This window comes from Pelagimonas phthalicica, assembly GCF_004364805.1.
GTDB lineage: Bacteria > Pseudomonadota > Alphaproteobacteria > Rhodobacterales > Rhodobacteraceae > Pelagimonas > Pelagimonas phthalicica.
On the sequence record NZ_SOAP01000002.1, the window covers coordinates 1517912 to 1544733 of the forward strand.

General features: G+C 60.7%; 22 protein-coding genes and 2 tRNA genes. 4 read left to right on the forward strand and 20 right to left on the reverse strand.

Features of this window, described 5'->3' with window-relative positions; translation table 11 throughout:
• The first annotated feature begins 61 nt into the window (after positions 1–61).
• Positions 62–2221 (forward strand): ATP-binding protein, encoded by a 2160-nt coding sequence (locus CLV87_RS17505; protein WP_099247465.1) that lies wholly within the window; start codon positions 62–64, stop codon positions 2219–2221.
• 285 nt (positions 2222–2506) lie between these two features.
• Here the strand turns inward: CLV87_RS17505 and hutU are convergent, their stop codons facing one another.
• From hutU to hutI, 4 genes are read right to left on the reverse strand one after another with little or no spacing between them, the layout of a single operon-like run.
• Positions 2507–4171: a urocanate hydratase gene (gene hutU / locus CLV87_RS17510; protein WP_099247467.1), complete on the reverse strand. Its 1665-nt coding sequence runs from the start codon at positions 4169–4171 to the stop codon at positions 2507–2509.
• Positions 4168–4977 carry an N-formylglutamate deformylase gene (hutG, locus tag CLV87_RS17515; RefSeq protein WP_099247469.1) on the reverse strand — a complete coding sequence of 270 codons (810 nt, stop codon included), beginning with the start codon at positions 4975–4977 and terminating at the stop codon, positions 4168–4170. Before hutG ends, hutU begins: the two co-directional genes overlap by 4 nt.
• A complete protein-coding gene (gene hutH, locus CLV87_RS17520) occupies positions 4974–6506 on the reverse strand; it encodes a histidine ammonia-lyase (RefSeq protein ID WP_099247471.1) in 1533 nt (510 codons plus the stop codon). Before hutH ends, hutG begins: the two co-directional genes overlap by 4 nt.
• A complete protein-coding gene (gene hutI, locus CLV87_RS17525) occupies positions 6506–7699 on the reverse strand; it encodes an imidazolonepropionase (protein ID WP_099247473.1) in 1194 nt (397 codons plus the stop codon). The genes hutH and hutI overlap by 1 nt, the downstream gene beginning before the upstream one ends.
• 75 nt (positions 7700–7774) lie before the next feature.
• Here hutI and CLV87_RS17530 point away from each other — a divergent pair, with 75 nt between their 5' ends.
• Entirely contained in the window at positions 7775–9142 is a 1368-nt protein-coding gene (locus tag CLV87_RS17530) for a formimidoylglutamate deiminase (protein WP_099247475.1), read from the forward strand.
• A gap of 60 nt (positions 9143–9202) precedes the next feature.
• Here the strand turns inward: CLV87_RS17530 and CLV87_RS17535 are convergent, their stop codons facing one another.
• The 10 genes from CLV87_RS17535 to CLV87_RS17580 all read right to left on the reverse strand — a co-directional run bounded on the left by CLV87_RS17535 (position 9203) and on the right by CLV87_RS17580 (position 18536).
• On the reverse strand, positions 9203–9886 hold the full coding sequence (locus tag CLV87_RS17535; RefSeq protein WP_099247477.1) for a UTRA domain-containing protein: 684 nt from the start codon (positions 9884–9886) through the stop codon (positions 9203–9205).
• A gap of 89 nt (positions 9887–9975) precedes the next feature.
• Positions 9976–11112 carry a M56 family metallopeptidase gene (locus CLV87_RS17540; protein WP_099247479.1) on the reverse strand — a complete coding sequence of 379 codons (1137 nt, stop codon included), beginning with the start codon at positions 11110–11112 and terminating at the stop codon, positions 9976–9978.
• Positions 11102–11512 carry a BlaI/MecI/CopY family transcriptional regulator gene (locus tag CLV87_RS17545; protein WP_099247481.1) on the reverse strand — a complete coding sequence of 137 codons (411 nt, stop codon included), beginning with the start codon at positions 11510–11512 and terminating at the stop codon, positions 11102–11104. Before CLV87_RS17545 ends, CLV87_RS17540 begins: the two co-directional genes overlap by 11 nt.
• A 241-nt stretch (positions 11513–11753) precedes the next feature.
• Positions 11754–12032, reverse strand: a complete 279-nt coding sequence (locus CLV87_RS17550) for a DUF2160 domain-containing protein (RefSeq protein ID WP_099247483.1) — start codon at positions 12030–12032, stop codon at positions 11754–11756.
• A complete protein-coding gene (locus tag CLV87_RS17555) occupies positions 12032–12829 on the reverse strand; it encodes a carbohydrate ABC transporter permease (protein WP_099247485.1) in 798 nt (265 codons plus the stop codon). Before CLV87_RS17555 ends, CLV87_RS17550 begins: the two co-directional genes overlap by 1 nt.
• A gap of 11 nt (positions 12830–12840) precedes the next feature.
• Positions 12841–13704, reverse strand: a complete 864-nt coding sequence (locus CLV87_RS17560) for a carbohydrate ABC transporter permease (RefSeq protein WP_099247487.1) — start codon at positions 13702–13704, stop codon at positions 12841–12843.
• A gap of 3 nt (positions 13705–13707) precedes the next feature.
• On the reverse strand, positions 13708–14787 hold the full coding sequence (locus tag CLV87_RS17565; RefSeq protein ID WP_099247489.1) for an ABC transporter ATP-binding protein: 1080 nt from the start codon (positions 14785–14787) through the stop codon (positions 13708–13710).
• Between the two features lie 3 nt (positions 14788–14790).
• A complete protein-coding gene (locus CLV87_RS17570; RefSeq protein WP_099247491.1) occupies positions 14791–15855 on the reverse strand; it encodes an ABC transporter ATP-binding protein in 1065 nt (354 codons plus the stop codon).
• 157 nt (positions 15856–16012) lie between these two features.
• Positions 16013–17746, reverse strand: a complete 1734-nt coding sequence (locus tag CLV87_RS17575; RefSeq protein WP_099247493.1) for an ABC transporter substrate-binding protein — start codon at positions 17744–17746, stop codon at positions 16013–16015.
• Between the two features lie 403 nt (positions 17747–18149).
• Positions 18150–18536, reverse strand: a complete 387-nt coding sequence (locus CLV87_RS17580; protein WP_099247495.1) for a DUF983 domain-containing protein — start codon at positions 18534–18536, stop codon at positions 18150–18152.
• A 123-nt stretch (positions 18537–18659) separates the two neighbouring features.
• Here CLV87_RS17580 and CLV87_RS17585 point away from each other — a divergent pair, with 123 nt between their 5' ends.
• Entirely contained in the window at positions 18660–20051 is a 1392-nt protein-coding gene (locus CLV87_RS17585) for an aminotransferase-like domain-containing protein (protein WP_099247497.1), read from the forward strand.
• A gap of 50 nt (positions 20052–20101) precedes the next feature.
• Here CLV87_RS17585 and CLV87_RS17590 read toward each other — a convergent pair.
• From CLV87_RS17590 to CLV87_RS17610, 5 genes are all read right to left on the reverse strand, one after another.
• Positions 20102–20176: transfer RNA gene (locus CLV87_RS17590), tRNA-Glu, on the reverse strand.
• A gap of 48 nt (positions 20177–20224) precedes the next feature.
• Positions 20225–20299 (reverse strand) — tRNA-Glu (locus tag CLV87_RS17595).
• A 526-nt stretch (positions 20300–20825) separates the two neighbouring features.
• Complete coding sequence (gene recJ / locus CLV87_RS17600) at positions 20826–22571, reverse strand: single-stranded-DNA-specific exonuclease RecJ (protein ID WP_099247943.1); 1746 nt, start codon at positions 22569–22571, stop codon at positions 20826–20828.
• Between the two features lie 423 nt (positions 22572–22994).
• Entirely contained in the window at positions 22995–23963 is a 969-nt protein-coding gene (gene glpX, locus CLV87_RS17605; protein ID WP_099247499.1) for a class II fructose-bisphosphatase, read from the reverse strand.
• A 94-nt stretch (positions 23964–24057) separates the two neighbouring features.
• Positions 24058–24750 carry a ceramidase domain-containing protein gene (locus tag CLV87_RS17610; protein ID WP_208293351.1) on the reverse strand — a complete coding sequence of 231 codons (693 nt, stop codon included), beginning with the start codon at positions 24748–24750 and terminating at the stop codon, positions 24058–24060.
• A 99-nt stretch (positions 24751–24849) separates the two neighbouring features.
• Here CLV87_RS17610 and CLV87_RS17615 point away from each other — a divergent pair, with 99 nt between their 5' ends.
• Positions 24850–25476: a hypothetical protein gene (locus CLV87_RS17615; RefSeq protein ID WP_133840824.1), complete on the forward strand. Its 627-nt coding sequence runs from the start codon at positions 24850–24852 to the stop codon at positions 25474–25476.
• A 33-nt stretch (positions 25477–25509) separates the two neighbouring features.
• On the opposite strand, the gene CLV87_RS17620 is transcribed toward CLV87_RS17615, so the two are convergent.
• Entirely contained in the window at positions 25510–26727 is a 1218-nt protein-coding gene (locus CLV87_RS17620) for a S8 family peptidase (RefSeq protein WP_099247505.1), read from the reverse strand.
• Positions 26728–26822: the final 95 nt, after the last annotated feature.

Sequence of the window (26822 nt, forward strand, 5' to 3'; positions counted from 1 at the left end):
TTTGGATCGTGAAGGGCTTGGGCTAAGGTCACGAGCAACGCCTTTCAAAGAGAACTTTTTGATGCCCAATAGACGCGGCACTGAGCCCAATAATCTCCTTCGCAAAAACATCCGCAAGCATTTCGAGCCCTTTTTCAAAGTCCTTATCGCGGCTTTTACAATTGGGCTCTTGATCAGCTTTCACCGCATTCACGCCTTGGGGTTCTCCTTTTATTGGTTGGCGCAGTCGCTCATGATCGTGGTGACGATCGGGCTTTTGCTGAACCATCACCGGTTCCGGCTCAAGGTCCTGACCCCGATCATACTCGCCTTGATCTATCTGATGAGCGTCATCGGGCTGGCACGGTTGGGGCTGGCTGCGGGCTCTTTCCTTGTGCTGTTTGTGATCCCGATGTTCCTGGTGGCGTTGATCTCGTTTCGCGCGGCGATTTGGTCGCTGATTGCCATTGCGGTGACTATTCTGGCCCTGGGGGTTCTGCACGCCACCGAGATTATCGTGCCCGTGATGAATGTCAGCGCGTTCAACAATCATTGGGGGCATTGGCTATTCTTTGCCTTCTTGTTTTCGGTTTCGGCCTATGCGGCTGTTTATGTGACCCATATGCTGCGCAGCTACTGGACGGAATCCTACACAAAGCTCAAGCAAAGCCATGAAGAAGTGCAGGCGCTGATTGATCATTCGCCCGGCGGCATCCTGATTTACGATCTGAACCTTGAACAGTTCACCAGCGCCAATCCAACCGCCGGAGAGCAATTTGGCGCTGACCCACAGGAGCTTTTGCAAGGGCAAACCTATGATGATCTGTTCTCGGACCTGTCGGATTATTCAGACCCCAAGGCGATGACCCTCAAGGATTACGTCCAGGCCGCCTATGAGGGGGAAACCAATCTGGTCGAGGCTGAGTTGCTGCCGCTTTCAGGGCCGCCTCTGTCGGTGGATCTGACGATTTCGCATTTGCCCATCCCGGACCGCGATGTGGTGCGCCTGACCAGCGTCGACAACTCGCGGCGCAAATTTGCGGAACTAGAGCGGCAATCGCTCGAGGCGCAACTGGCGCAGTCGCAACGGCTTGAGGCGGTGGGCAAATTGAGCGGCGGGGTGGCGCATGATTTCAACAATCTGCTCGCGGTGATCCTGGGCAATGTGGAATTCCTGCGCGAAGAGACCACCAATCCCGAACATATCACCATGCTGAATGCCATTGCCAATTCGGTGCAGCGCGGCTCGGATCTGACGCAGAACATGCTCAGTTTTGCCCGTCAGGCCCGTCTGACACCGCAAGAGGTTAAGCTGAACGATGTGGTGCGCAATATTGAAAACTGGGCCGGGCGCACCTTGCCCGCCAATGTCGATGTCGAGGTCTCGCTGCTGGCAGGGCTTTGGAGCATCGAAGCCGATCCAAGCGCGCTGCAAAACGCCATTCTCAACCTGTTGATCAATGCCCGCGACGCCATGCCCGAAGGCGGCAAGCTGACCATCGAAACCGCCAATCTGCGCATTGATGATGACTATATCTTTGAGCGCAGCGAAGAGGTGCCGCCGGGGCGCTATGTCATGCTGGCCATTTCTGACACCGGCGCGGGCATTCCCGTTGAAATCGTCGAGCGGATTTTCGAACCCTTCTTCTCGACCAAACCTGCGGGCCAGGGCACCGGGTTGGGCCTGTCCATGGTTCTGGGCTTTATGCGCCAATCGGGCGGCACCATCCGGGTCTATTCCGAGCCCAATGAGGGCACCACGTTTAAGCTCTATTTCCCGATCAGCGCCGGTGCGGCCAAGGATCTCCCCGCCGCCGGGGCGACCGTGGCAGAGCGCAAAAAGCCGTTGCTTAGCGGTGAAACCGTGTTGGTTGTCGAAGATGAGGACGAATTGCTGCATCTGCTCGAGGCGACCCTGACCAAGGCCGGATATAATGTCATTACGGCCTCTTCGGGGGACGAGGCTTTTAACAAGTTCAAGACTTTTCCCCATATTGACCTGCTGCTGACCGATATCGTGATGCCGGGGACGCTTCAGGGCACGTCGCTGTCCAAGGCTCTGCGCAAGATCGATCCAAAGCTGCCAGCGGTCTTTATGTCGGGCTATGCCAGCGAAGCGACCGTGCATGGCAATGGGTTGCGCCCCGAGGATATTCGCCTGATGAAACCGGTCACTCGGCAAGCGCTGCTCAGCGCTCTGGAACAGGCATTGGCACATGCCAAGGGACATACCAATGCCTGATGGCAGGCCTTAGTCGCCCGGAACCGAAATACTTGTCATAGACATATAATAACCACACAGGTTCGCGCCCGACACCGAGGGTGGGCGCGTCTAAACTTCGCGAACGGTTGGTGGCATCAGGTAACTGAGCATCTGGTTGACACATTGAAACGAATTCGCGCCCGCCCTGGGGGGCGGGGTCATGCTGAAGGCATGCCTCTGGCATGAGCGCGAACCGGATTGCGAGCGATCCGGGGACGTTAACGCTATGACAGAATTCGGTTCTAGGACCTTGGCCCTTAGCTCTTACAAAATCCCCGGCAGGGTCAGCCCGTGCTCACGAGCGCAGTCCTGGGCGATCTCGTAACCGGCATCCGCATGGCGCATCACGCCGGTTGCCGGGTCGTTCCACAGCACATTGGCGATGCGGCGATCCGCATCTTCGCTGCCATCGCAACAGATCACCATGCCGGAATGCTGGCTAAAGCCCATACCAACCCCGCCGCCATGGTGCAGCGACACCCAGGTCGCGCCTGATGCGGTGTTGAGCAAGGCATTCAACAGCGGCCAATCGCTGACCGCGTCTGATCCATCGCGCATCGCCTCGGTCTCGCGGTTGGGGGACGCCACCGAGCCGCTATCCAAATGGTCGCGACCGATCACCACCGGTGCGCTCAGCTCGCCAGTGCGCACCATCTCGTTAAAGGCCAGCCCCAGCTTGTGGCGCACCCCCAGCCCGACCCAGCAAATCCGCGCCGGCAGCCCCTGAAAGCTGATCCGCTCGCGCGCCATATCCAGCCAATTGTGCAGATGCGGATCATCGACCAGCTCTTTGACCTTGGCGTCGGTCTTGTAGATATCCTCGGGGTCACCCGATAGCGCGCACCAGCGGAACGGGCCAATCCCCTTGCAAAATAGCGGGCGGATATAGGCAGGCACAAAGCCGGGAAAGGCAAAGGCGTTTTCCAGCCCTTCTTCCAACGCCATCTGCCTGATATTGTTGCCGTAATCCACTGTCGGCACACCAACCTCGTGAAAGCCGACCATGGCGGCGACCTGCACCTTCATGCTGGCGCGGGCGGCGGCTTCTACTTCTTTGGGGGCCGTTTCGGCTTGGGCGCGCCATTCCGCCACACTCCAGCCCTGTGGCAGATAGCCGTTGACCGGGTCATGGGCGCTGGTCTGGTCGGTGACGATATCAGGGCGCACGCCACGCGCCAGAATCTCGGGGAAAACATCCGCCGCATTGCCGATCAAAGCCACCGATTTCGCCTCGCCCGCCTTGGTCCAGGCCTCGATCATGGCCAGCGCTTCGTCCAGCGAATGGGTCTTTTCATCGACATAGCGGGTGCGCAGGCGGAAATCGGCGCTTTTCTCGTCACATTCCACCGCCAGACAGCAGGCCCCGGCCATGACAGCGGCCAAAGGTTGCGCGCCGCCCATACCACCAAGCCCGCCGGTCAGGATCCAGCGCCCCTTGAGGTCTCCGCCATAATGCTGACGCCCGGCCTCCATAAAGGTCTCATAGGTGCCCTGCACGATGCCTTGCGAGCCGATATAGATCCAGCTTCCGGCGGTCATCTGGCCATACATGGCCAGGCCTTTCTTATCGAGCTCGTTGAAGTGATCCCAATTGGCCCAATGCGGCACAAGGTTGGAATTGGCAATCAGCACACGCGGCGCATCCTTGTGGGTGCGAAACACGCCCACCGGCTTGCCCGATTGCACCAGCAGGGTTTCATCCGCGTCCAACCCTTTGAGCGTGTCGACGATCAGGTCGAAATCCTTCCAGGTGCGGGCCGCGCGCCCGATCCCGCCATAGACCACCAGCTCGGCCGGGTTTTCTGCCACATCCGGATGCAGGTTGTTCATCAGCATCCGCATCGGGGCCTCGGTCAGCCAGCTTTTGGCGCTGATGTCCGGGCCGGTCGGGGCAATAACGGTGCGGGAGTTGTGACGCGGATCGCTCATGATGTGCCTTTCGGGTTGGTGTTCAGGGAGGGGGCCAAGTCGGCCAGGGATATCAGGATATCGCGCAATAAGCCCCGCAATTTCAGAGCCTTATCGCTGTCATAACTCCAGGGCGGTTCCTCGGCCGTCAGATAGGTCGATTGCGCTAATTCCAGCTGGATCGCGTGAACATGCGCCTCGGGTTGGCCGTAATGGCGGGTGGTCCAGCCGCCTTTGAAACGGCCATTCAGAACCGCACTGAACTCCGAGCCTTCGCAGGCTTGCCAAACCGCATCCTGCACCAGGGCGGCACAGGTCAAGCCGCCATTGGTGCCGATATTCAGGTCCGGCAGCACCCCGTCAAACAGAAACGGAATCCGCGAGCGGATCGAATGGCAATCAAACAAGATCGCCACCCCATGCCGCGCCTTGACCCGGGCAATCTGCTCGGCCAGAGCGGCGTGATAGGCGCTGTGGAACGCGGCCTGTTGCGCGGCAATATCCTGTGTGCTTGGTGGCTGGTTCCAGATTGGTTCGCCGTCAAAATCCGTCAGCGGCACCAGGGTTGTGGTGTTCTGACCGGGATAAAGACTGACACCAGCGGGATCGCGATTGGCGTCGATCACATAGCGGTGGAAATTCGCCCGCACATAGGTCGCGCCGGGCAACAGCCCGTCATAGAGCTGATCCACATGCCAGTCCGTATCTGCCAGCGCCCGCCCGCGTTCATTCAGGGCCTGCGCGACCTCGGGCGGCACAAAAGTGCCCGCATGGGGCAGGCCCAGAATGACCGGCCCGTCGCCCTCTTTGACATTGACCGGGCTCATGCGGTGATCTCCAGCAGCGGCAGGTCCAGCCCTTTGGTCAAGGTGCCTGTCGCCACCATCTGGCTGGCAATGGCCAGATCCGGGGCCAGATAGCGGTCTTCTTTGACGCTGGGGGAGTCGCTGCGCAGGCGGGCCACCACCCGTTGCAGATCCGGCGAGGTCGCCAAAGGCGCGCGGAATTCGATACCCTGCACAGCACAAAGCGCCTCGACCCCAAGGATCACCGACAGGTTGGCATTCATCCGCTCCAACCGCCGCGCCGCATGTGCGGCCATGCTGACATGGTCCTCTTGATTGGCCGAGGTCGGGGTGGAATCCGTGGTGCAGGGATTTGCCAAATGTTTGTTTTCGCTCATCAAAGCGGCTGTTGTGACCTCGGCAATCATCAAACCGGAATTGAGCCCCGGTTCGGGCGTCAGAAACGGCGGCAGATCAAAGCTGAGGCTGGGATCGACCATCAGCGCAATGCGGCGCTGCGCAATCGCGCCGATCTCGGACAGGGCAACGGCGATTTGATCAGCGGCAAAGCCGACAGGTTCCGCATGGAAATTGCCCCCCGAAACGATGCGCCCTTCGGCCACCAGAACCAGCGGGTTATCGGTGACGGCATTGGCCTCGATCTCAAGGCTGCGCCCGGCAAAGCGCAACAGATCCATCGCCGCGCCAACCACCTGCGGCTGGCAGCGAATGCAATAAGGATCTTGCACGCGGGTATCGCCCTCGCGGTGGCTTTCGCGGATCTCGGACCCGGCCAGCAGCGCGCGCTGTGCCCGGGCGAATTCAATCTGTCCGGCATGGCCGCGCAGAGTGTGGATGTCATCCACCAAAGGCGCGGTCGAGCCCATGATCGCATCGGTCGACAGCGCCCCGGTCACCACAGCGGCGCGCAGATTGTCCCAGGCGGTCCACAGCCCGACCAGGGCGCAGGCGGTGGAAAACTGCGTGCCATTGATCAGCGCCAGCCCCTCTTTCGGGCCAAGGGTGATCGGGGTCAGCCCGGCCCTAGCCAGCGCCTCGGCTGCGGGCAGGACCTGCCCGTCAAACTCGGCCTCACCGGCGCCAATCATCACCGCCGCCATATGGGCCAGCGGAGCCAGATCACCTGACGCCCCAACCGACCCCTGTCCCGGCACCACCGGGGTCACGCCGCGATCCAGCAGGGCTTCGATCATTTCAACCGTCGACCAGGGCACACCCGACGCCCCGCGCCCCAGCGACAGCAGTTTCAGCGCCATCATCAACCGCGTTGTGGCGCGATCAAGCGGTTCACCCACGCCGCAGCAATGGCTGAGGATCAGGTTGCGTTGCAGGGTGGCGGTATCCTCGGGCGCGATCTTGATATGGGCCAGTTTGCCAAAGCCGGTATTCACGCCGTAAACCGCTGTGTCGCCCTCAGCCGCCTGGCGCACCAGCTCAGCCGCAGCCTCAACCCCGGGGCGGGCGCTGCGATTGAGTTGCGCGGGGGCCTCGCTGCGCCACAGATGTTCCAATTGGGACAAAACCGTTTGCCCCGGATCAAGCGCCTCCATCAGAGCACTCCATTTTTGATACGTTTATACAAGGGGTTAAAGCCGATCCGATAGGCCAGCTCGCGCGGCTGGGTGATATCCCAAACCGCCAGATCCGCGCGTTGCCCCGGCGCGATCACGCCGCGATCCGACAGGCCCAGCGCCCGAGCCGCATTGCGGGTCACCGCGGCCAGCGCCTCTTCGGGGGTGAGCTGAAACAGCGTCGCGCCCATATTCATGGTCAACAGCAGCGAGCAGAGCGGCGAGGAACCGGGATTGCAATCCGTGGCCAGCGCCATATCCACACCAGCCGCGCGAAAGGCTTGCAGGGGCGGCAATTGCGTTTCGCGCAGGGTGTAAAAGGCCCCGGGCAGCAGCACCGCAACCGAGCCCGCCTGCGCCATAGCCTGCGCATCAGCGGCGGTGGCATATTCAAGATGATCCACCGACAGCGCCCCGAACTCCGCCGCCAAAGCCGTACCGCCCTGATGGCTGAGCTGCTCTGCATGGAGTTTCACCGGCAGGCCCAGCGCCTTTGCAGCCTCAAACACCCGCCGCATTTGCACTGCAGAAAAGGCGATGTTTTCGCAAAAACCATCCACCGTATCAATCAGCCCCAGACCAGCGGCCTCGGCCATCAGGGGCAGAACCACTTGATCCAGATAGGCATCCCCCTGCCCGGCAAATTCCGGCGGGATGGCATGGGCGGCGAGGTACGTGACCTGCACATCCACATCGCGATGATCCGGGATCTGGCGGGCTGCGCGCAACATGCGCAGCTCGGTCTCGCGATCCAGACCATAGCCGGATTTGATCTCAACCGTGGTGACCCCTTCGGCCAGCATGGCGTCCAATCGAATCAGCGCCGCTTGCAGCAGCTCGGCCTCGCTGGCCTTTCTGGTCGCGGTGAGGGTGGACAGAATTCCGCCCCCGGCGCGCGCAATCTCTTCATAGCTGGCCCCGGTGAGACGCAGCTCGAATTCCTGCGCCCGGTTACCGCCAAAGATCAGATGCGTGTGGCAATCGATCAGGCCTGGGGTCACCCAGCGCCCGCCAAGATCCGTTTTTGGCCCCGAACGGGCTGCCTCCGGCACCTCCCCCGCGTCACCAAGCCATTGCACCCGGCCTTCTTTGATCCAAAGGGCAGCATCGCTGAGCGCGCCATAGGGCGCAGGTCCGGCCATGGTGGCGATATGGCAATTTGTCAGAAGCATAAGATTCGCCTTGATTGACGCAGTTATATTTTGTTTATGTATAGACATATTGCAAGTCAAGCAGAGAGACAGCAGATGGAAACGCTCTGGGCGGAACAGGCATTGATTGCGGATGAATGGCGCAAGGATGTGGCACTGACGATTGACGGGGGGCGGATCACGGCGATTGCCGAAGGTGCCCCGGCGCAGGGCCATCGTGTCGGCCTGCTGGTGCCCGCCCCTTGCAACGGCCACAGCCACGCTTTTCAGCGCGCCATGGCGGGCCTGTCCGAGGCGCGTGGCCCCGAGGCGGACAGTTTCTGGACCTGGCGCAGCCTGATGTATCGCTTTCTTGACCTGCTGACACCGGATCAGGTCGAAGCCATCACCGCCATGGTACAGATGGAGATGCTGGAGGCCGGGTTTGGCGCGTCAGTCGAGTTTCACTATCTGCATCATCAGGCGGATGGCCGACCTTATGACAACCTCGCTGAGATGAGCGAACGTGTGGCCGCAGCAGCCGAGATATCGGGCATCGGGCTGACCCTCTTGCCGGTCATGTATCAATATGGCGGCTGTGATGGGCGGGCCCTGCAGGGCGGGCAGCGCCGCTTTGGCAATGATCTGGACCGCTATGCCAATTTGCTCGAGGGCGCAAAGGCCGCGCTCACCCATCTGCCGCCGGATGCCCGGCTTGGGGTTGCGCCGCATTCTCTGCGCGCGGTTGCGCCGGAGGATCTGATGGCCGTTGCGCAGATGGCGCAGGGTGGACCGATCCACATGCATCTGGCCGAACAACTCCCCGAAGTCGCCGAGGTCGAGGCGCATTTGGGCGCGCGCCCGGTGACTTGGACGTTGGACAATCTCGACATCGACGCCCGGTGGAGCCTGATCCACCTGACCCAAATGACCCCGGCCGAAACCCAGGCCATGGCGGCCAGCGGGGCCTCGGCGGGCCTGTGTCCGCTTACCGAAGCCTCGCTGGGGGATGGGATCTTCGACGGGGTGCGCTGGATGGCGTGCGGCGGGCGCATCGCCATTGGGTCCGACAGCAATATCCGCATCTCACTGGCCGAAGAGCTGCGCCAGTTGGACACGTCCCAACGCCTGCGCGACCATTCCCGCGCCGCTCTGGCAACGCCCGCCCTTTCGACCGGTCGACGGCTGATGCAGGCCGCCGCGCAAGGGGGTGGGCAGGCCTCGGGGCGCGGATCAGGACGGTTGGAGATTGGCGCATGGGCCGACCTGCTGGCCCTCGATCTCGCCCATCCGGACCTGGCCGGGCTGGCCCCGGATACGGCGCTGGATACATTCGTCTTTGCCGGTGGGCAGGAGATGGTGCGCGATGTCTGGTCCGGCGGGCGTCATCTGGTGCGCGACGGGCGACATATCGCACGCGATACGATCCGTCAGAGCTATGCGACCGCGGTTGCGCCCTTGCGCTCCGCATCCCTCACGCGCTGACAAATTCCGTCGACGGAATTTGCAAATTCCATACATGGAATTTGGTGCACCCGCCTCTCTCTAATAGCTTGTTTTCATCCGGTAGCCCGGTTGAAAGCACATGCGCACATAGGTCACTGCCTTGCCCTCAAACCAGGTGCTGCGTTCCATCTGAAACAGCGCCTCACCCGCCTGGCATCCCAGAAAACCTGCCAATTCCTTTGAAGCAGAGACCGCCGAAAACCCGATCTCCACATCGGAAAAGGGCACGGTTTCGACCAGCCATTCATTGGGCCCGACCTCTTCGAAGCGCTGCTCGCGCGCCTGTGGCAAGGCCTCGAGATTGATCCAGCGCGCCTCATGCTGAAACGGGGTGCCATCGGCAAAATGCATGCAGGTCAGCTGAACCACCTGCGCGCCTGCCTGCAGCCCCATCCGCGCCCGCAACCAATCCGGGGCTGGCTCAACCGCGCGTTTGACCAAAGCGTAGCGATAGCTGGCCCCGTTGCCTTCGACCTCCAACCGGGTCAGGGGAATGTCGAACCGGGCCTGGCGCAGCGGCACGGCGCGCACCCGCGTGCCGGATTTGCGCTTGCGATCCAGCACGCCCTCATCCGCCAATTCCCGCAAGGCCCGGTTCACCGTGGCCCGCGCGCTGCCATATTCGTCGCACAGCTCCAGCTCACTTGGGATCAGATGGCCCGGCGGCCATTGGCCGCTGGTGATGCGCCGCAGCACATCCGCCTTGATGTCACGATAGCTCATGGCAATGCCCCTTTTGTCTGCACCTTACAGCAGTTTGCGCAGACAAAACAGGGCTATCCCCATGGGGGGAGCACAGGCTAAATCCAACTTCAGTAGGTGGAAAACACGAACCCTTCGGGCATCGTCGTGCTCTCAGCCGTCGCGTTGCGCGCCTTCATGCGCTCAAGATTGACGATGGTCGACAGCATGATGCGATCATGGCTCCAATCCGCCGGGCGTTGGATCAGCAGCGCCGTGGCAAAGGTCAGCGAGACCAGCGACAAAGACAGCATCATCCAACCCATCCGTGCTTCGCGCGAATTGCGCGCCACAGTCGCCGCCTCAATACGGCGGCGCAGGGTTGCCCCGCGCCGCTTGGCGCGCAGATCGACCAGACCAACGGTCGGCGTTGACAATTGCACCCCGCGCTGCGCAGCCATGGCCCGCTCGCAGGCCCGGATCAGACATTCGCAATAGGCCCGCGCGTCAAACCCATGACGGCGCACAAGCGCCTGGTCACAGGCATATTCCCGCATGGCGCGGATTTCCTGACGCCACAGGAAAAAGGCCGGGTTCCAGAACAGTAAGGGGCGCAGAGCCTCAAAGAGGAACTCCACCTCAACATCGCCATGGCGGAAATGCTGCAGCTCATGGGCCACCACCATGTGCAGATCCTCCCCCGCCTCCAGCATGGCTGCGGGCAGAACAACATAGCGTTTGCGCAAACCCCGGGTCGAAAAGGCGACGCGGGTCGTGTCGGACACACGCAGTTCAACCTGACCAATCTTGCGCAACAGGTAAGAGCGTTTGACAATCCCACGCAGCGCCAAAGCCGCACGCAAAGTAAACAGCACGGAAACCAGGGCCCCAAGCGCCAGCCCCGCCCAAATCACCTGAGCCAGCCCGGATTGCCCCAGCAGCATGTCGCGCTCAAACCCTTCGCGCGCGCTCAGCCATCCCTGGAAATCCTGCGCGCTCATCCCGACATTGCCGTTCAGATATTGCGCCACCAGCATATCGCTCAGGTTTGGTGCGCCGGTGATCAGCGATCCGCTCAGCCAATCCGCCAGAAGCGGGGCCAGCAACAGGCCCGCCACCATCCAGGTCAACACCTTTTGCTGGCGAATGAATTCCAGACCCAGCTTGGATTTGGACAACACCCATCGCAGCGCCAGCCAAACCCCAATTCCTGCCACCAGCAGCAGATTAAGGTCGATATATACGTTCAGAACAGCATCAGCGTTCATTGTCCTCCCCCAACCTTTCCTCAAGCAGCGCCCGCATCTCCTTGAGCATCTCCTGGGTCACGTCCTCGTCCTCCACAAGGCGCGCAACCAGAGCTGCGGGGGCATCGTTGAAAAGCTTGCTAGATAGGTTCTTCAGGCTTGCCTTTTGATAATCTGCCTTCGGCGTCGTGGGCCTGTAGACCAAAGACCGCTCCACCCGGTCACTGGCCAAAAACCCCTTCTGTTCCATAATCTTGAGCACGGTCGCCACAGAAGTATAGGCGCGTTCCTGAACCTCGCCGCCCTGGGCATTGACCGCGGCATGGATCTCGCGAACCGTGCCTTGGCCCAGGTCCCAAATCACGTTCATGAACTCGAGCTCGACCTCGGTCAGAAGGGATTTGTCGTGTTTCTTGCGCATAAGCTGGGGATTCCACTCAGAACTGGTTTCAAGCGAACATATACGAACATTGCCCAAGGGCAAAACTATTTCTTTAGTTGGGCAAAGGGGGCCAGCCCCCTCGGCCTTCGGCCTCACCCCCGGAGTATTTGCCACCAAGAAGAAGCCAATAGCGCTCTGATCTTCTTCTTGGTCAAAATATTCTGGGGGTCTGGGGGCAAAGCCCCCAGCCGGTCGACGCGCCTTGGCGCGGCGAAACCTCTTACACTTTCCAGAAACAGAACACGCCCCAAGCGATAGACAGGCCCAACGGCGTCCACAAAGGAAACCCGACCAAGCCCAGCCAGGCCAGAAAGATATAGCTGGTGCCCAAGAGCGAGATGAACAATCGGTCACCGCGGGTGGTGGTGAGGCCAAGCACGCCTTTGCGCTCATCCCCACCGGGGTGGCGGATTTCCAGGGCGATCAGGATGCCAATCGCGCTGAAAATTCCGATGAAAACCAAGGCCGTCGGCCAGGTCCAAGCCATCCATGAAAGCATCACACCCTCCCCATCGCGAAACCCTTCGCGATATAGTTGCGGACGAAGTAGATCACGATTGCGCCCGGAATGATTGTCAAAGTTCCCGCCGCCGCCAGCAGACCCAGTTCATAGCCCGCGCTTGAGGCGGTCTTGGTCATGGTGGCGGCGATGGGTTTGGCGGCGACCGCTGTCAGGGTCTTGGCCAGCAGCAGCTCCACCCATGAGAACATGAAGCAAAAGAACGCCGCCACACCGACCCCGGCTTTGATCGAGGGCACAAAGATCGTCGCAAAAAAGCGCGGGAAGGAATAGCCATCGACAAAGGCGGTTTCATCCAGCTCTTTTGGGACACCGCCCATGAAGCCTTCGAGGATCCACACCGCCAGTGGGATGTTGAACAGGCAATGCGCCAGAGCAACAGCCAGATGCGTGTCGAACAGACCCACAGCCGAATAGAGCTGAAAGAAGGGCAGTGCAAAGACAGCGGCCGGGGCCATGCGGTTGGTCAACAGCCAGAAGAACAGCTGCTTATCCCCGAGAAAGCGGTAACGGCTGAAGGCATAGGCCGCTGGCAGCGCCACCACCACCGAGATCACCGTGTTGATCGACACATAGAGGATCGAGTTGATGTAACCCCAATACCAGCTGGGATCGGTAAAGATGGTCTTGTAGTTCTCCAGCGTAAAGGTCTGCGGAAACAGCGAAAACCCGGCCAGAATTTCATTGGTCGTCTTGAAACTCATCGCCACCAGCCAATAGATCGGCAAGAGCAGGAAGAGGATATAGACGATGGGGACGATGGATCGTTTTTGCATCGGATCGGTCCTCAGTTCAGGTCGTCTTTGGTCATCAGCGTGTAGAACAGCCAGCTGACCAACAAAGTGATTGCGAAATAGATCAGGCTCATGGCGGCTGCCGGGCCGAGGTCAAACTGACCAAGGGCGATTTTCACCAGATCAATGGACAGCAGGGTCGTCGAGTTGCCGGGGCCACCGCCGGTGAGCACGAAAGGCTCGGTATAGATGTTGAAACTGTCCATAAAGCGCAGAAGGATCGCGATGGTCAGGACGGTTTTCATCTTGGGAAGTTGGATATAGCGGAACACGCTCCAATTGCTGGCCCCGTCAATTTTCGCCGCTTGGTAATAGGCATCGGGGATCGAAACCAGACCGGCATAGCTCAGCAGAACCACAAGCGAGGTCCAGTGCCAGACATCCATGGTGATGATGGTCACCCAGGCGGCCAGCGGGTCTTGGGTCATGTCATAATTGATGCCCAAAACATGGTTGAGGAAATAGCCAAGCAAGCCGATATCCGGCAGGGTAAAGATGTTCCACATCGCGCCCACCACGTTCCACGGGATCAGCATGGGCAGCGCCATCAGCACAAGGCAGACCGGCACCCAAAAGCCTTTGCGCGGCATGGACAGAGCGATGGCAATGCCCAACGGGATCTCGATGATCAAGATCAGGAAGGTAAAGAGGAACTGCCGACCCAAAGCCGAATGGAACCGGTCCGAGCGCAGGATTTGCTGGAACCAATCCAAACCTTGCCAGAAAAACACGTTGTCGCCAAAGGTTTCCTGGACCGAGTAATTGACCACCGTCATCATCGGGATCAAGGCGTTGAACGCCACCAGCACCAGCACCGGCGCGACAAAGAACCAACCTTTGTTATTTTCGGTTTTCATGGCTCAGCCCTCCTGCGGGTTGGTTGCGATCCAGCCATCGACATACAGCCGGGTCTGGTCGGGGCGGAATTGCAGATGCACCTGCGCCCCTTTCTCAGGCGGGGTGCCGTTGATCACAGCGCTGACAGTTGTGCCGTTCAGATCCGCCTCGACCACCATGTGGCGACCCAGGTCCGAGACCTTGGTAACCGTGGCAGGCAGGCCGGTTTCGGCGAGCGAGACGAATTCCGGGCGTATGCCGATTTCGGTCTGGCCTTTGGCCTCACCCTGAATGGGACCTTCCAATGCGACGGGCTGACCACCTAACATGGCTTGCCCAGCAGAAACCTCGCAAGGCAGCACATTCATACCGGGCGAGCCGATGAAATGGCCGACAAAGGTATGCGCCGGGCGCTCGAACAGCTCGACCGGGGTGCCGATCTGCACCACCTCGCCCAGCTGCATCACCACCACCTGATCGGCAAAGGTCAGCGCCTCGGTCTGGTCATGGGTCACATAGATCATCGTGGCTTTGACGCGCTGATGCAGCTCTTTGAGCTTGGAGCGCAGCTTCCACTTCAGATGCGGGTCAATCACCGTAAGCGGTTCGTCAAACATCACCACGTTGACGTCCTCGCGCACCAACCCGCGCCCCATCGAGATCTTTTGCTTGTTATCCGGGGACAGGCCAGCGGCCTTTTGATCCAGCATATCCGTGACTTCGAGCATCTCGGCAATCGCCATGACGCGACTGCGCACAGTGTCCTCATCCCGGCCACGATTGCGCAGCGGAAAGGCGAGGTTGTCGTAAACGCTCATCGTGTCGTAGATCACCGGGAACTGAAAAACCTGCGCAATATTGCGCTTGTCCGGGGCCAGTTCGGTCACGTCCTGACCGTCAAACAGAATGCGCCCCTCGGACGGGACCAAAAGCCCCGAGATGATATTGAGCAGCGTGGATTTCCCACAGCCAGATGGGCCAAGCAGCGCATAGGCCCCGCCATCAGACCAATCCAGATCAATCTCTTTCAGCGCATAATCTGATGGGCTGGACGGATTGGGATAATAGCTGTGGCGCAGATTGGAGAGAGTGATTTTCGCCATGATTTACGCCACCCGTGTGCCGTCAGGTGCAAAGAAATAGCACTCAGACGGGTTCATATGAAAGTCATGCAGCTCGCCCACCTCATAGGGGTGAACACCGTGCGAGAGAGAGACCCAGGATCCCTGCCCCATCTCGAAATGCGCGCTGGATTCCGAACCTGTCAGCTCGGTCACCTGCACGCGGCCCGACATGTGGACGCTGGTCGCCTCAGTGCTGACTGGCAGCACGTGATGCGGACGGATCGCGATGATGTAATCGCCATCGGCAAGCCCCGCAGCGGCACCGCTGGCGGACCAGCTCACACCGGCATTCAGACGGACCTGATCGCCTTGTTTCACCACGGGGGCCGTGTTGATTGGCGGATCGGAAAACACCGCCGCCGCCTGCACATTGGCCGGGTTGCGATAGATATCTGCCGTCTTGCCAAATTGCGTGACCGAGCCGTCATTCATCAGCGCGGTTTCCCCGCCCAGCATCAACGCCTCTTCGGGTTCCGAGGTCGCATAGACCACCACCGCGCCCCGCCCGGCGAACAGTTCGGGCAATTGCGCGCGCAGCTCTTCGCGCAGCTTGTAATCGAGGTTTGCCAGCGGTTCGTCCAGAAACACTGCGCGGCTTTCCTTGGCAATGGCGCGCGCCAGGGCGCAGCGCTGCTGTTGCCCACCCGACAGCTCATGCGGGCGGCGATCCAGCATCGGCCCCAGCTGTAACAGGCTTGCGGCCTCTTCCACCCGGCCCTCAAGCTCGGATTTCGCCATGCCCGCCACCTTTAAAGGCGAGGCGATGTTTTCGCGCACGGTCATATGCGGGTAGTTGATGAAAAACTGATGCACCAGGCTGATCTTGCGCTTTTGCGTGCTCAGACGGGTCACATCCTGCCCATCCATGATCACGCTGCCCTCAGCGATGGGATCAAGGCCAGCCATCAGCTTGATCAGCGAGGTCTTGCCCGATCCGGTCGCGCCCAGAAGCACGTTGAAATGACCGGTCTCAAGGGTCAGGGTGACAGGCTTGATATGCAACGCGCCGCCGACACGTTTCGTCACCTGTTTGAGTTCGAGGGCCATAAGGCGTCTCCTTTGCTTGCCAGGGCCACGCGGGGCCGCAACAAGGCTCGAAATCTTGGGGAAAGTGGCCCCGGTGGCGTGCGCGCCCCGGGGCCTATGGGAGTGAACAGACCCGAATAGGAGGAGGTTCCGATCTCGGGTCTGTCAGGTCTGGGCGTTATTCAGACGCCCAGCGCGCCACCAGCTCGTCATAGTTGACGGTTTTGCCCTGTGGCTTTTCGTTGTCCAGAGGCGCCTTGGCCCCGCCATTGGCATACCAGAACTCGGCGTCTTTTTCCTCATTCAGGCGCGGGCCACAGCCGCCATAGACATTGGCCTGCTCGTCTGCACGCTGCATACGGGCCATGGTGATGTCCATTTCCTCGGCCAGACGGTCCATCGCTTCCTGCGGGGTAAAGGCACCCGAGTTCACGTCACCAATCTGCTGCCACCAGATCTGCGCCAGCTTTGGATAATCCGGCACGTTGATCCCGGTTGGCGACCAAGCCACACGATCCGGCGAGCGGTAGAATTCCACCAGACCACCCAGGTTCTCGGCACGCTCGGTAAAGCTCTCATGGTTGACCGAGCTGTCACGGATAAAGGTCAGACCCACATGGGATTTCTTCACATCAACCGTTTTAGAGGTCACGAACTGAGCATAGAGCCAGGCCGCTTGTGCACGATCGGATGGGGTGGATTTCAGGAAGGTCCAGGACCCCACATCCTGATAGCCAACCTTCTGACCTTCTTCCCAGTAAGGGCCATGCGGGGATGGGGCCATGCGCCACAGTGGCTTGCCGGCTTCATCCACGGTGTTGTTGCCCTCGGACTGCGGCTTGACCATGTCGGCGGTAAAGGCGGTGTACCAGAAGATCTGCTGAGCCACATTGCCCTGAGACAGCGCAGGCAGCGACTGGTAGAAGTCAAACGATGCCGCACCGGGAGGCGCATAGTTGCGCAGCCATTCATCCCATTTGCGGATCGCATAAACCGCCGCCGGACCGTTGGCCGCACCACCACGAGACACGCTCGCACCCGCCGGGTTACAGGACCCCGCTTCCATACGGATGCCCCATTCGTCGATCGGCACACCGTTAGGCTCACCCTTTGAACCCGCACCAGCCATGGACAGCCAGGCATCGGTCATGCGCCAGCCCAGGTCGGGCGCGCGCTTACCATAATCCATGTGGCCATAGATCGCGGTACCGTCGATCTCTTTGACATCTTTCGAGAAAAACTCGGCAATGTCCTCATAGGCAGACCAGTTGACCGGCACGCCGAGATCATAGCCATATTTCTCTTTGAACGCCGCCTGCAGATCTTCACGGTCAAACCAGTCTTTGCGGAACCAGTAGAGGTTCGCGAATTGCTGGTCTGGCAGCTGATACAGATCGCCATCCGGACCGGTGGTGAACTGGCTGCCCATAAAGTCATCCAGATCCAGCGTCGGCGAAGTGGTCGCCGCCCAGTCACCGGCCATCTGGTCGGTCAGGTTATAGGCCAGCTGAAGACGCGAATGGGTGCCGATCAGATCAGAGTCATTCACGTAACCATCATAAAGGTTGCGCTTGGTCTGCATCTGGGTCTGCACCGCCTGCACCACTTCACCCTCACCAAGGATCTGGTGGTTGACCTTGATACCGGTGATTTCCTCAAAGGCTTTGGTCAGCACTTCGGATTCATAGCCGTGTGTCGGAATACCTTCGGACAACACGTTGATTTCCATGCCTTTGTAAGGTTCAGCCGCGTTGATGAACCACTGCATTTCCGACAGCTGTTCCGCTTTGCTCAGGACAGACGGCTGGAATTCCTCGTCGATCCATTTCTGGGCTGCGGCTTCATCCGCATGCCCCATTGTTCCCGCAATCACAGCCGATACTGCAACCGCGGAGAAAAGATACTTCCGCATCTTTGCTCCTCCCTGAATGTGATGCCACCGGGTGTTCCCTTTGGCTGACATATGGGTGTCACATCGATGCGCGGCCTGTCAAACTAATTTTTTAGTAGAGTCGTATCACGCGGTTTTTCTCAACCTTTTCAGCACCCTAAGACGTCAGAAAAACCCAAACCCCCAGGATCGCCCACGCCACCAGCTTAGAAAAAGCGAACAAAAACGCAAATCATTTCTTCGCATTCGAAAGATTCGGAACGCCAAATCACGCCCGTTCCGCGTTTCTTTGGGCCAAAAATATCCCGGGGTGAATTGCTCGCCTGCGAGCAAGAGGGGCAGCGCCCCTGCCCCGCCCGCGGCACGCGCAGGCGGTGCAAACCGCATGAGTCAAAAATCCTGAAATCAGGTCTTAGACATAGACCTAAAGCCCATACATCCGCTTGGCCCATTGAAACCCGATGATCAGCCCCTTCATCCGGGGCAGCATGATCAGACTGCTGCTGATGGTCAGCGCCAAGCCAATCATCACCATGGTCAGCGGCTCAGGACGCCAGGCGACAAAGGCAAAATGCATGCCAAACCCCAGGATATGCCCGACAATCAGAATAGTCATATAGGCCGGCCCATCATCCGCCTTGGCCCGCTTCAATTCCAGCCCGCAGCAGTCACAGCTCTCATTCACTTTCAGATAGGAATGCAGCAACTTGCCTTCGCCGCAATTGGGGCAACGCAGGCGCAAACCGCGCCAGATCGCGCGTTTCACATCGCGGGTCTCATCCTCGATCATCTGATTTTGCACATCCGACATGGCGATTCTCCTGACACGCGCCCGAATTCCGTGTCGCACAGATATCTTTGCCAAAGATTGATTGCAATCATTATGCATACAAATTGATTGCAATATTGTCGCATCCCGCGCTAAAGCATCCCCATGACGCAGGCCATTCCGCAAACCGCCCCCCATTGGACGCCCAGCCTGACCGGCTCCGGCGCGCCGCTCTATATCGAAATTGCCGAGGCGATTCAGGCCGATATGCACAGCGGAGCGCTGCGCCCCGGTGACCGCCTGCCGCCACAACGGGCGCTGGCCCTGGCGCTGGGTTTGGATTTTTCAACCATTTCGCGCGCCTATGCCGAGGCGACGCGGCGCGGCTATACCGAAAGCTTTGTCGGGCGCGGCACTTTTGTTGCCAGTCAGCCCGCCGCCCCGATCCAGCCCCCCCTGCGCCAGATCGAAGATGACCCGCGCATGAATATGCCGCCCGAGCCAATTGACCCCGACCTGCTGGCCCGGATGCAGGCGGGCTATACCGCGCTCGCCCCTCAACTCCCGGCGCTGCTGCGCTATCAATCCACCACCGGCCTGGCCCCGGATCGCGACATCGCCGCCACTTGGCTGGCGCAAAACGCCCTGCCCGCCGATCCGACCCGTCTGGCCATCGCGCCGGGTTCCCACGCGGCCATCCATGCCATTCTGTCGCTGCTCGCCGATCCCGGCCTGACCTTGCTCTGCGAAGACCTCACCTATCCCGGCATCCGCGCCATCGCGGCCCAACTTGGCCTCACGCTGGTCGGCCTGCCCTCGGACGACCAGGGCATCCTGCCCGACGCCCTGTCCGAGCACATCACCAAACACCGCCCCGTCGCGCTCTACCTCAACCCGACCCTGCAAAACCCGACCACCAGGACCATGCCCGCCGCCAGGCGCAAAGCCATCGCCGCCACGCTGCAATTACATGACCTGCCCCTGCTCGAAGATGACGCCTATGCCTTCACTGCGACAGATACACCTGCGCCGATCTCTTCCCTGATCCCGGGCCTGTCCTGGCACATTATTGGCCTCTCAAAACTGCTCGGGGCCGGTCTGCGCCTGGCCTATGTCACGCCGCCCAGCCGCGCCCATCTGCCCGAACTCGCCGCCGCCCTGCGCGCCCAGCATGTCATGGCCTCGCCGCTCACCTTGGCACTGGCCCATCGCTGGATCAGTGACGGCACCGCCACGGCACTCCAGAGCTTTCTGCGCTGCGAAGCCGCCGCCCGCCAAAGCCTCGCCGCACAATGCCTGCCCGATATCGACATCACCGCCGATCCCAACGCCTATAACCTCTGGCTCACCCTGCCCAAGGGCATCAGCCGCGCCGAAATCCTCTCGCGCCTGCCACAGCTGCAAATGGGCCTCATGCCCTCGGACGCCTTCAACACTCGCGACCCCGCCCCCGAAGCCCTGCGCGTCTGCCTTGGCGGCCCGATCACCCGCGCCGACCTGCAAACCGACCTGCTGGCTTTGCATGACGCGATCATCCGCCGCGACTGGCTGGGCTGAAACGCACTCTGCACCGTAACGATGCAAATCCCGGTAATGTCAGAAGAAAGTGGTACTCCGTAGGGGAATCGAACCCCTCTTTCCAGGTTGAAAACCTGGCGTCCTAACCGATAGACGAACGGAGCGCCGGTGCCCAAGAACCCCTAACAGGACCTCTCGGAAAAGCGCGCCAATGGTACTCCGTAGGGGAATCGAACCCCTCTTTCCAGGTTGAAAACCTGGCGTCCTAACCGATAGACGAACGGAGCGCCGTTTGGCGTGAAGCGGCTTTTAGAATGTGGGCGCAGAGCGCGCAAGAGGATTCTTGAATCTTTTTGCCCAAAAATTCCAACCTAGGGTCAGGACCCACTAATTCACAACGCTCAGTTCACCGGATTTTGTTCCAGACCAGGCATATGCCCGCAGGAATAGTGGTTCTATTTCAAGGGTATATAACGCAGGCTGGGGCAAAATCCGGTGAACCCGTCGCGCCAGAGGCGCGCTAATACCAGTTGGCCTCCCTTCGGGAGGACGGGCAAGGAGAAATACATGCTCTCAATGGCTCGACTTTCTTGCCAAGGCAACCAGCCTTGTCTGCGAAATTCAACCCACTGATAACACGTATTTTTCCATGCTGAGCATTGTGAATTAATGGGTCCTGACCCTAGCCGCAATTTCCCGCCCCCAAGCCTCAAAATCCCTGCCCCAGGTTTCTTTGGGCCGAAAATATCCCGGGGAATCGCGGGCTTGCCCGCGATGGGGCAGCGCCCCAAATCAGGCCAACCTCAATCACCATCAGGCATTGGCCGGGGCCGCATCCTCCAGCCGTAACTGCGCCGAGCGCCGCCCCCCCCATTCATTCACCTCCAGCTTGCCCGCCAGATGGAATCGCGCCCCGCCATGATTGACCAGCGCCTGGCCCAACTCACCGTCAAAGGCGCCAAAGGCAATCCCTTCCAGCCGCCCGCCAACCCCGTCATCACAGGCAAATTTCAAATGGCCACTGCCCACCTGCTTGGTGAAAGTGATGCGCGCATCGGCAATGGCAAAGCGCGGCCCCGGCGCACCCTGTCCAAAGGGCCCGGCCTGCTCCAACTGTTCGATCAACTCCACCGTCGCCGCGCCCGGCATCAACATGCCATCCAGCCGCAGATCCGCGGCACCGCCCTGCCCGGCCCCCTGCTTCTCCAACAGCACGCCCAGCCGCGCCATTGCTGGTTCCAGCTGATCCTGCGCCACGCTCAACCCGGCGGCCATCTTATGCCCGCCGCCCTTGATCAACAGCCCCTCACTGGCCAGCCGCTGGATCGACGCGCCAAGATCGACCCCAACAACCGAGCGGCCCGAGCCTTTGCCCTCGCCCTTTTCCAGCCCGATCACCACCGCCGGGCGATTGGTCTGCTCTTTCAAGCGCGAGGCCACAATGCCAACCACGCCCGGATGCCAGCCCTCGCCCGCCGCCCAGACCAAGGGCCCGTCCAGCCCGCGCTCTTCAGCCTGCGCCAATGCCGCTGCGCGCACTGCCGCCTCAATCTCGCGCCGCTCGGCGTTAAACCCCTCCAGCCGCTCTGCCATGGCCTGGGCCTCATGCGGATTATCCGTCGCCAAAAGCCGCGCGCCCAGATCCGCCTGACCAACCCGCCCCCCGGCATTGACCCGCGGCCCCAATACAAAACCCAGATGGTAAGAGGACGGCGCCGAATCCAGCCGCGCCACATCCGCCAGCGCCACCAAGCCTGGCCGTGCCCGCCCCGCCATAACCTTCAGCCCCTGCCGCACCAGCGCCCGGTTCACCCCCTTCAAGGGGGCCACATCGGCCACCGTCGCCAGGGCCACCAGATCCAGCATCGCCATCAGATCCGGGCCGCGCGCCCCCGCCTCGCGCAATTGCCGCCCGGCCTCAACCAGCATCAAAAACACCACCGCCGCCGCACAAAGATGCGCGAGATCCCCGCTCTCATCCTGACGGTTCGGGTTCACACAGGCCACACAATCAGGCAGCGTCTCGCCCCCCAAATGGTGATCCAAAATCACCACATCCGCGCCCTTGGCAGCGGCAATCGCCTCATGCGACAGCGTCCCGCAATCCACGCAGATGATCAGATCATGCTCCGCCGCCAGCGCCGCCATGGCCGGTTCATTGGGGCCATAGCCCTCGTCAATGCGATCCGGCACATAAAGCGTGGCCTGCCGCCCCATCTGGCGCAGCCAATCCACCAGCAACGCCCCGGAGGTCCCACCATCCACGTCATAATCCGCAAAAATCGCAATCTTTTGCCGCTCACGCACCGCCTGCAAAAACCGCTCTGCGGCGCGTTCCATATCTTTCAAAGATCGCGGATCGGGCAGCAAATCACGCAGTTTGGGGTCTAGATACGTCGCCACCTCGTCCGGCGCGACGCCCAACCGGGCCAGGACACCGCACAGCGCCAAAGGCAGCCCGCTTTGCTGCACCAACAGCTCCGCCTGGCGCTCAACCTCAACCCCGGGGCCAACCCAGCGCCGACCGCTCAAACTGCGCTCAATTCCCAGATATGCCATGCCCACCCCTATGCTCTCGCCCGTGCTTCTTCTTGGCACAAATACTCCGGGGAGTCACAAGCTTGCTTGTGACGGGGCAGCGCCCCTTCCCCTAGGCTCTGTTGACAAAACCCAGCCACCTCCGGTTTCAGTCCAAATTTTGTCAGCGCTAGGCGTTTTCGTGCAGCCAGGGTGGCCCCCTTGCAAACGGAAACAACGACGCGCTGGCAAAATTTGGCGAAATCGCAAGCGACGCGGCAGATTTTGCTTCTGACCGCTCTGATTTGCCCTTCCGATCACCCAGATCGCTGCGGTCAAATCAGCTTGTCAGCAGCAAAATCTGACACGCGCCGGTGATGGCTGGGTTTTGTCAGCAGAGCCTCGACAAAAAACGGCCCGCTCAATCGCAGGCCGCCCAAATTTTTTCCAAAAATTTGTAACCGCTCACCCTTTGGTCGGGTTGCGGTAATTCATGCGGCGCACAGAGCCGGTTTTCGAGCGCATCAGCAGCGTCTCGGTGGTGATCGCACCGGGCTCGCGCTTGATCCCCGGCAGGATCGAGCCGCTGGTCACACCGGTCGCGGCAAAGATCACATCCGCCGTCACCATCTCGTCACGGGTATAGACCTTGTCAAGATCGGTGATCCCGGCCTTGGCGGCGCGGGCGCGTTCGTCATCATTGCGGAAGACCAGGCGGCCCTGCATCTGCCCCCCCATACATTTCAGCGCCGCGGCGGCCAGAACACCCTCAGGCGCGCCACCCTGGCCCATATACATGTCGATCCCGGTCACATCCGGCTCGGCGCAATGCATGACACCGGCCACATCGCCATCGGTGATCAAACGGATGCTCGCCCCGGTTGAACGCACCTCTTCGATCATTGCCTCATGGCGCGGACGCTCCAGAATGCAGACGGTGATGTCAGACGGCGCACAGCCCTTGGCGGTGGCCAAAGCCGAAACGCGGGTCGCGGGCGGCATGTCCATGGTCACGATGCCCTCAGGATAGCCCGGACCAATGGCCAGCTTGTCCATATAAGTGTCCGGCGCGTGAAGCATCGAGCCGCGCGGTCCCATGGCGATCACGGTCAAAGCGTTGGGCATATCCTTGGCGGTCAGCGTGGTGCCTTCCAGCGGGTCCAGCGCAATATCCACACCGGGGCCGTCGCCATTGCCGACCTCTTCGCCAATATAGAGCATCGGCGCCTCGTCACGCTCGCCCTCACCGATGACCACAACGCCCTTGATATCCAGCAGGTTCAACTGTTCGCGCATGGCGTTCACCGCGGCCTGGTCGGCGGCTTTTTCATCACCGCGGCCAATCCATTCGGCTGAGGCAATCGCCGCTTGTTCGGCAACACGGGCCAGGCCCAGAGATAGCATACGGTCGTTGAAATCAATGGGCGTCGACATGGGAGAGGTCCTCAAAGTAAATCCGACTGCCGTTTAGCCCAGCCACACCGCTGGGGGCAAGGCTGGTCTCGCTAACAGGGGGCGCGGCGGTGCATTATTGCTGCGTTGCGCTGTCGTTTTCCTCCGGTTTCGGGCTGTTTCGGATCAATCCAACCAGCAAAAGCCCAACCATCAGCGCATTCAGCACATGCCACAGGAAATGTGTCCCCAGCGGCACCGCGTCACATAGATGCAGATCCACCGTGCGAAAGCCCAGCGAGACCAGAAAGCACAGCGCCGCGCCCAGCGCCCAGAACCGCATCGCATGGCCGCGCCACAGTGTGATCGCGGCAAATCCCACCAGGGCAATCAGCGCCGGCGCATATTGTTGCGAGCCGTTCAGCGGATCATGGCTATGCCCATGCGCCTCACCCTCTCCGCTGGTGGCCAGTACGACGATCACCGTGATCACCGCCGCAATCACCCCGATCCGCACAACCCGCCCCGGGGCCGCGCCGCCGACCAGCGCAATCGCGCTCAGCACATAGAGCCCGACAAAACTCCAGATCGGCACCACATCGGCATATTCCGACCAGCCATTGGCAAAGGTGTGAAACAACCCCGACCCGATCCCGATCAGCGCCGCCAACAGGCACAGCACCGCGATCAGGGGTCGCCTTTGCCCCTGCTTCCCGGCCTCGCGCCAAGCCCAGAGCGCCGCCACCAGAAAAGCCAGATTGCTCAGCGCGTTAACTGGCTCGGCCCAAAGCCCGACACCCACACGTTCGCAATATAAATCAATCGGCATAGTCCACATATCGGCACCTGCTATAACCTATTGCCCCCGCCTAGCGAACAACCAGAGCAAGAACAAGAGCCATCGAAAATTTGCCTGAAATTGTTTTTCGTGCTAGTTTACCTGCATTTCAAACAGATCATTTCCGAGGTCACCATGCCGCCCTCCGCGCCTCATTGCTGGGCCTGCCAAACCCCGCTGACATCCCACAGCCAAAAGCTTTGCACCACCTGCAACAGCTGGCAAAAATTCCCCCGCCGCTGGATTGGCTTCTCCACTTCGGTGCTGGCCCTCGTTGTGGCCGGGATCAGCGTCGGCACCACCTTTATCGACCGGCTGAGCACCTATCAGGACAAGCAACAGATCAAGGTCTCGATCCGCTCCAAAAGCCTGCACCAGAACACAAACGGCTCCATCGCCTGGAATTTCACTGTTCAGAATATGGGGAAATACGCGCTCTATATCGCGCCCGAGGCCAGTTGTAGCGATGCCAGTGGGACAAGGTTTGCCCTCTCCCTGCCGCCGCAACTGATGTTGCACAAACCCTATATGGCCGCGCCCTCAGACGCGTTCTTTTTGCTGGAGCCCGACGCCACCGCGCCCCAACCTGGCCCCCATACATGCGTTTTGACCTTGGAAAACGAACATGGCTTTGCCCAAGAGATCAGCAAAGACACGCGCGGCACTCCGAGCCTGGGGCAGAATTTGGTCCTGCCCGCTTTGCCGGTCAACAATTAGCCGGGGTGCCTGACAGCCCCCCGGCTTGACCGCTCACATCATATTGGCGCCAGGGGCCTTGACCAGCCCGTCACCGCGATCGGCAATATCCACGCCAGCGGCAAAGACCGTGCGATCCGCCGTGGCGCGCATCCGTGCTTTGACACCGTCCGCACTCAGCGGAACCGGGGTGCCCGACAAGGCCTGCCACCACAAAGCAGCAACCCCGGCCACATGCGGACAGGCCATCGACGTGCCGTTAAAGGCCACCGTGCCCCCACCGACCGCCGCCGATTCGACATTGACGCCGGGGGCGGACAGGATCGGATTGGTGTTGGAGAACCCCGCCACCGTCAGCCCATTGCCACCCTGCTGCAACGCCCCGACCGAGACCACGCCCACCGCCGCACTGGGCAGCGAGGCGCTCACCTCGAAATTCGGGTTCTGGTCGCGACGGGATTCATTGCCCGAGGCCGCCACAACCACCGTGCCGCCATCAAACTGCGCCATGGCGCGGAACATATCCATCAGCGCATCAAAGGCGCGCAGATTGGCGCGATAGGCCTCAAGCCCGGCTGAGGCCGCGAGGTCCTTGGGCCAGCCCGCATCGATCATCCGTTCGACCATGCCGGGAAAGTCAAAGCCCAGCGACATGGAGATCACCTTGGCCCCGCCCTGCTGCGCCCATTGCATGCCCGCAAACAGCATTTCAGAGCTGCCGCCACCGCTATCGGCCAGCACTTTGCCGATCATCGCATCAGTCACGCCGGTGGCGACCCCAATGCGTTTTCCACCGGTATCACGGCCAAAAACCGTTCCGGCGCAATGGGTTCCATGCCCTTGCCCATCTGGCGTATCGTCCGGCCCGCCGGTGAAATTCTTCATATCCAGAGTGACGCCGGCGAAGGCCTCGTGATTTGGGTCGATCCCGGTATCCAACACCGCAACCTTGACCCCCGACCCGTCAAAGGGGCTGTCAACGGCCCCGACTTCGGCCACACCCCAGGTGGCATTCGCGGCATCGGCGCTTTGCCCTGCCATCGGTTCGATCAGCTTGGTCGGCATCGGCGCGGCCACAGCGCGCACCGCCGGGTCACGCCCCAGATCGCGCATATCGGCTTTGGACACATCCTCGATAGAGAGCGATGGCGCGGGCGGGTCCCCTGCGCCAAGCCCCGACATCGGCGCGCTTGGCCCCATGCCAAAGGTGAACGGGTCGCCCCCCTGCGGGCGGCCAAAATTCTCATCCCTCAAAATGATCAACTTGCTCATGGCAAGACCTCCTGAAAATGGTTTGGTCAAATCAGCGCACGTAATAAGTGCACAACCCCACCATACCACATCTCAGGACTGAAGCGCCTGTCGCG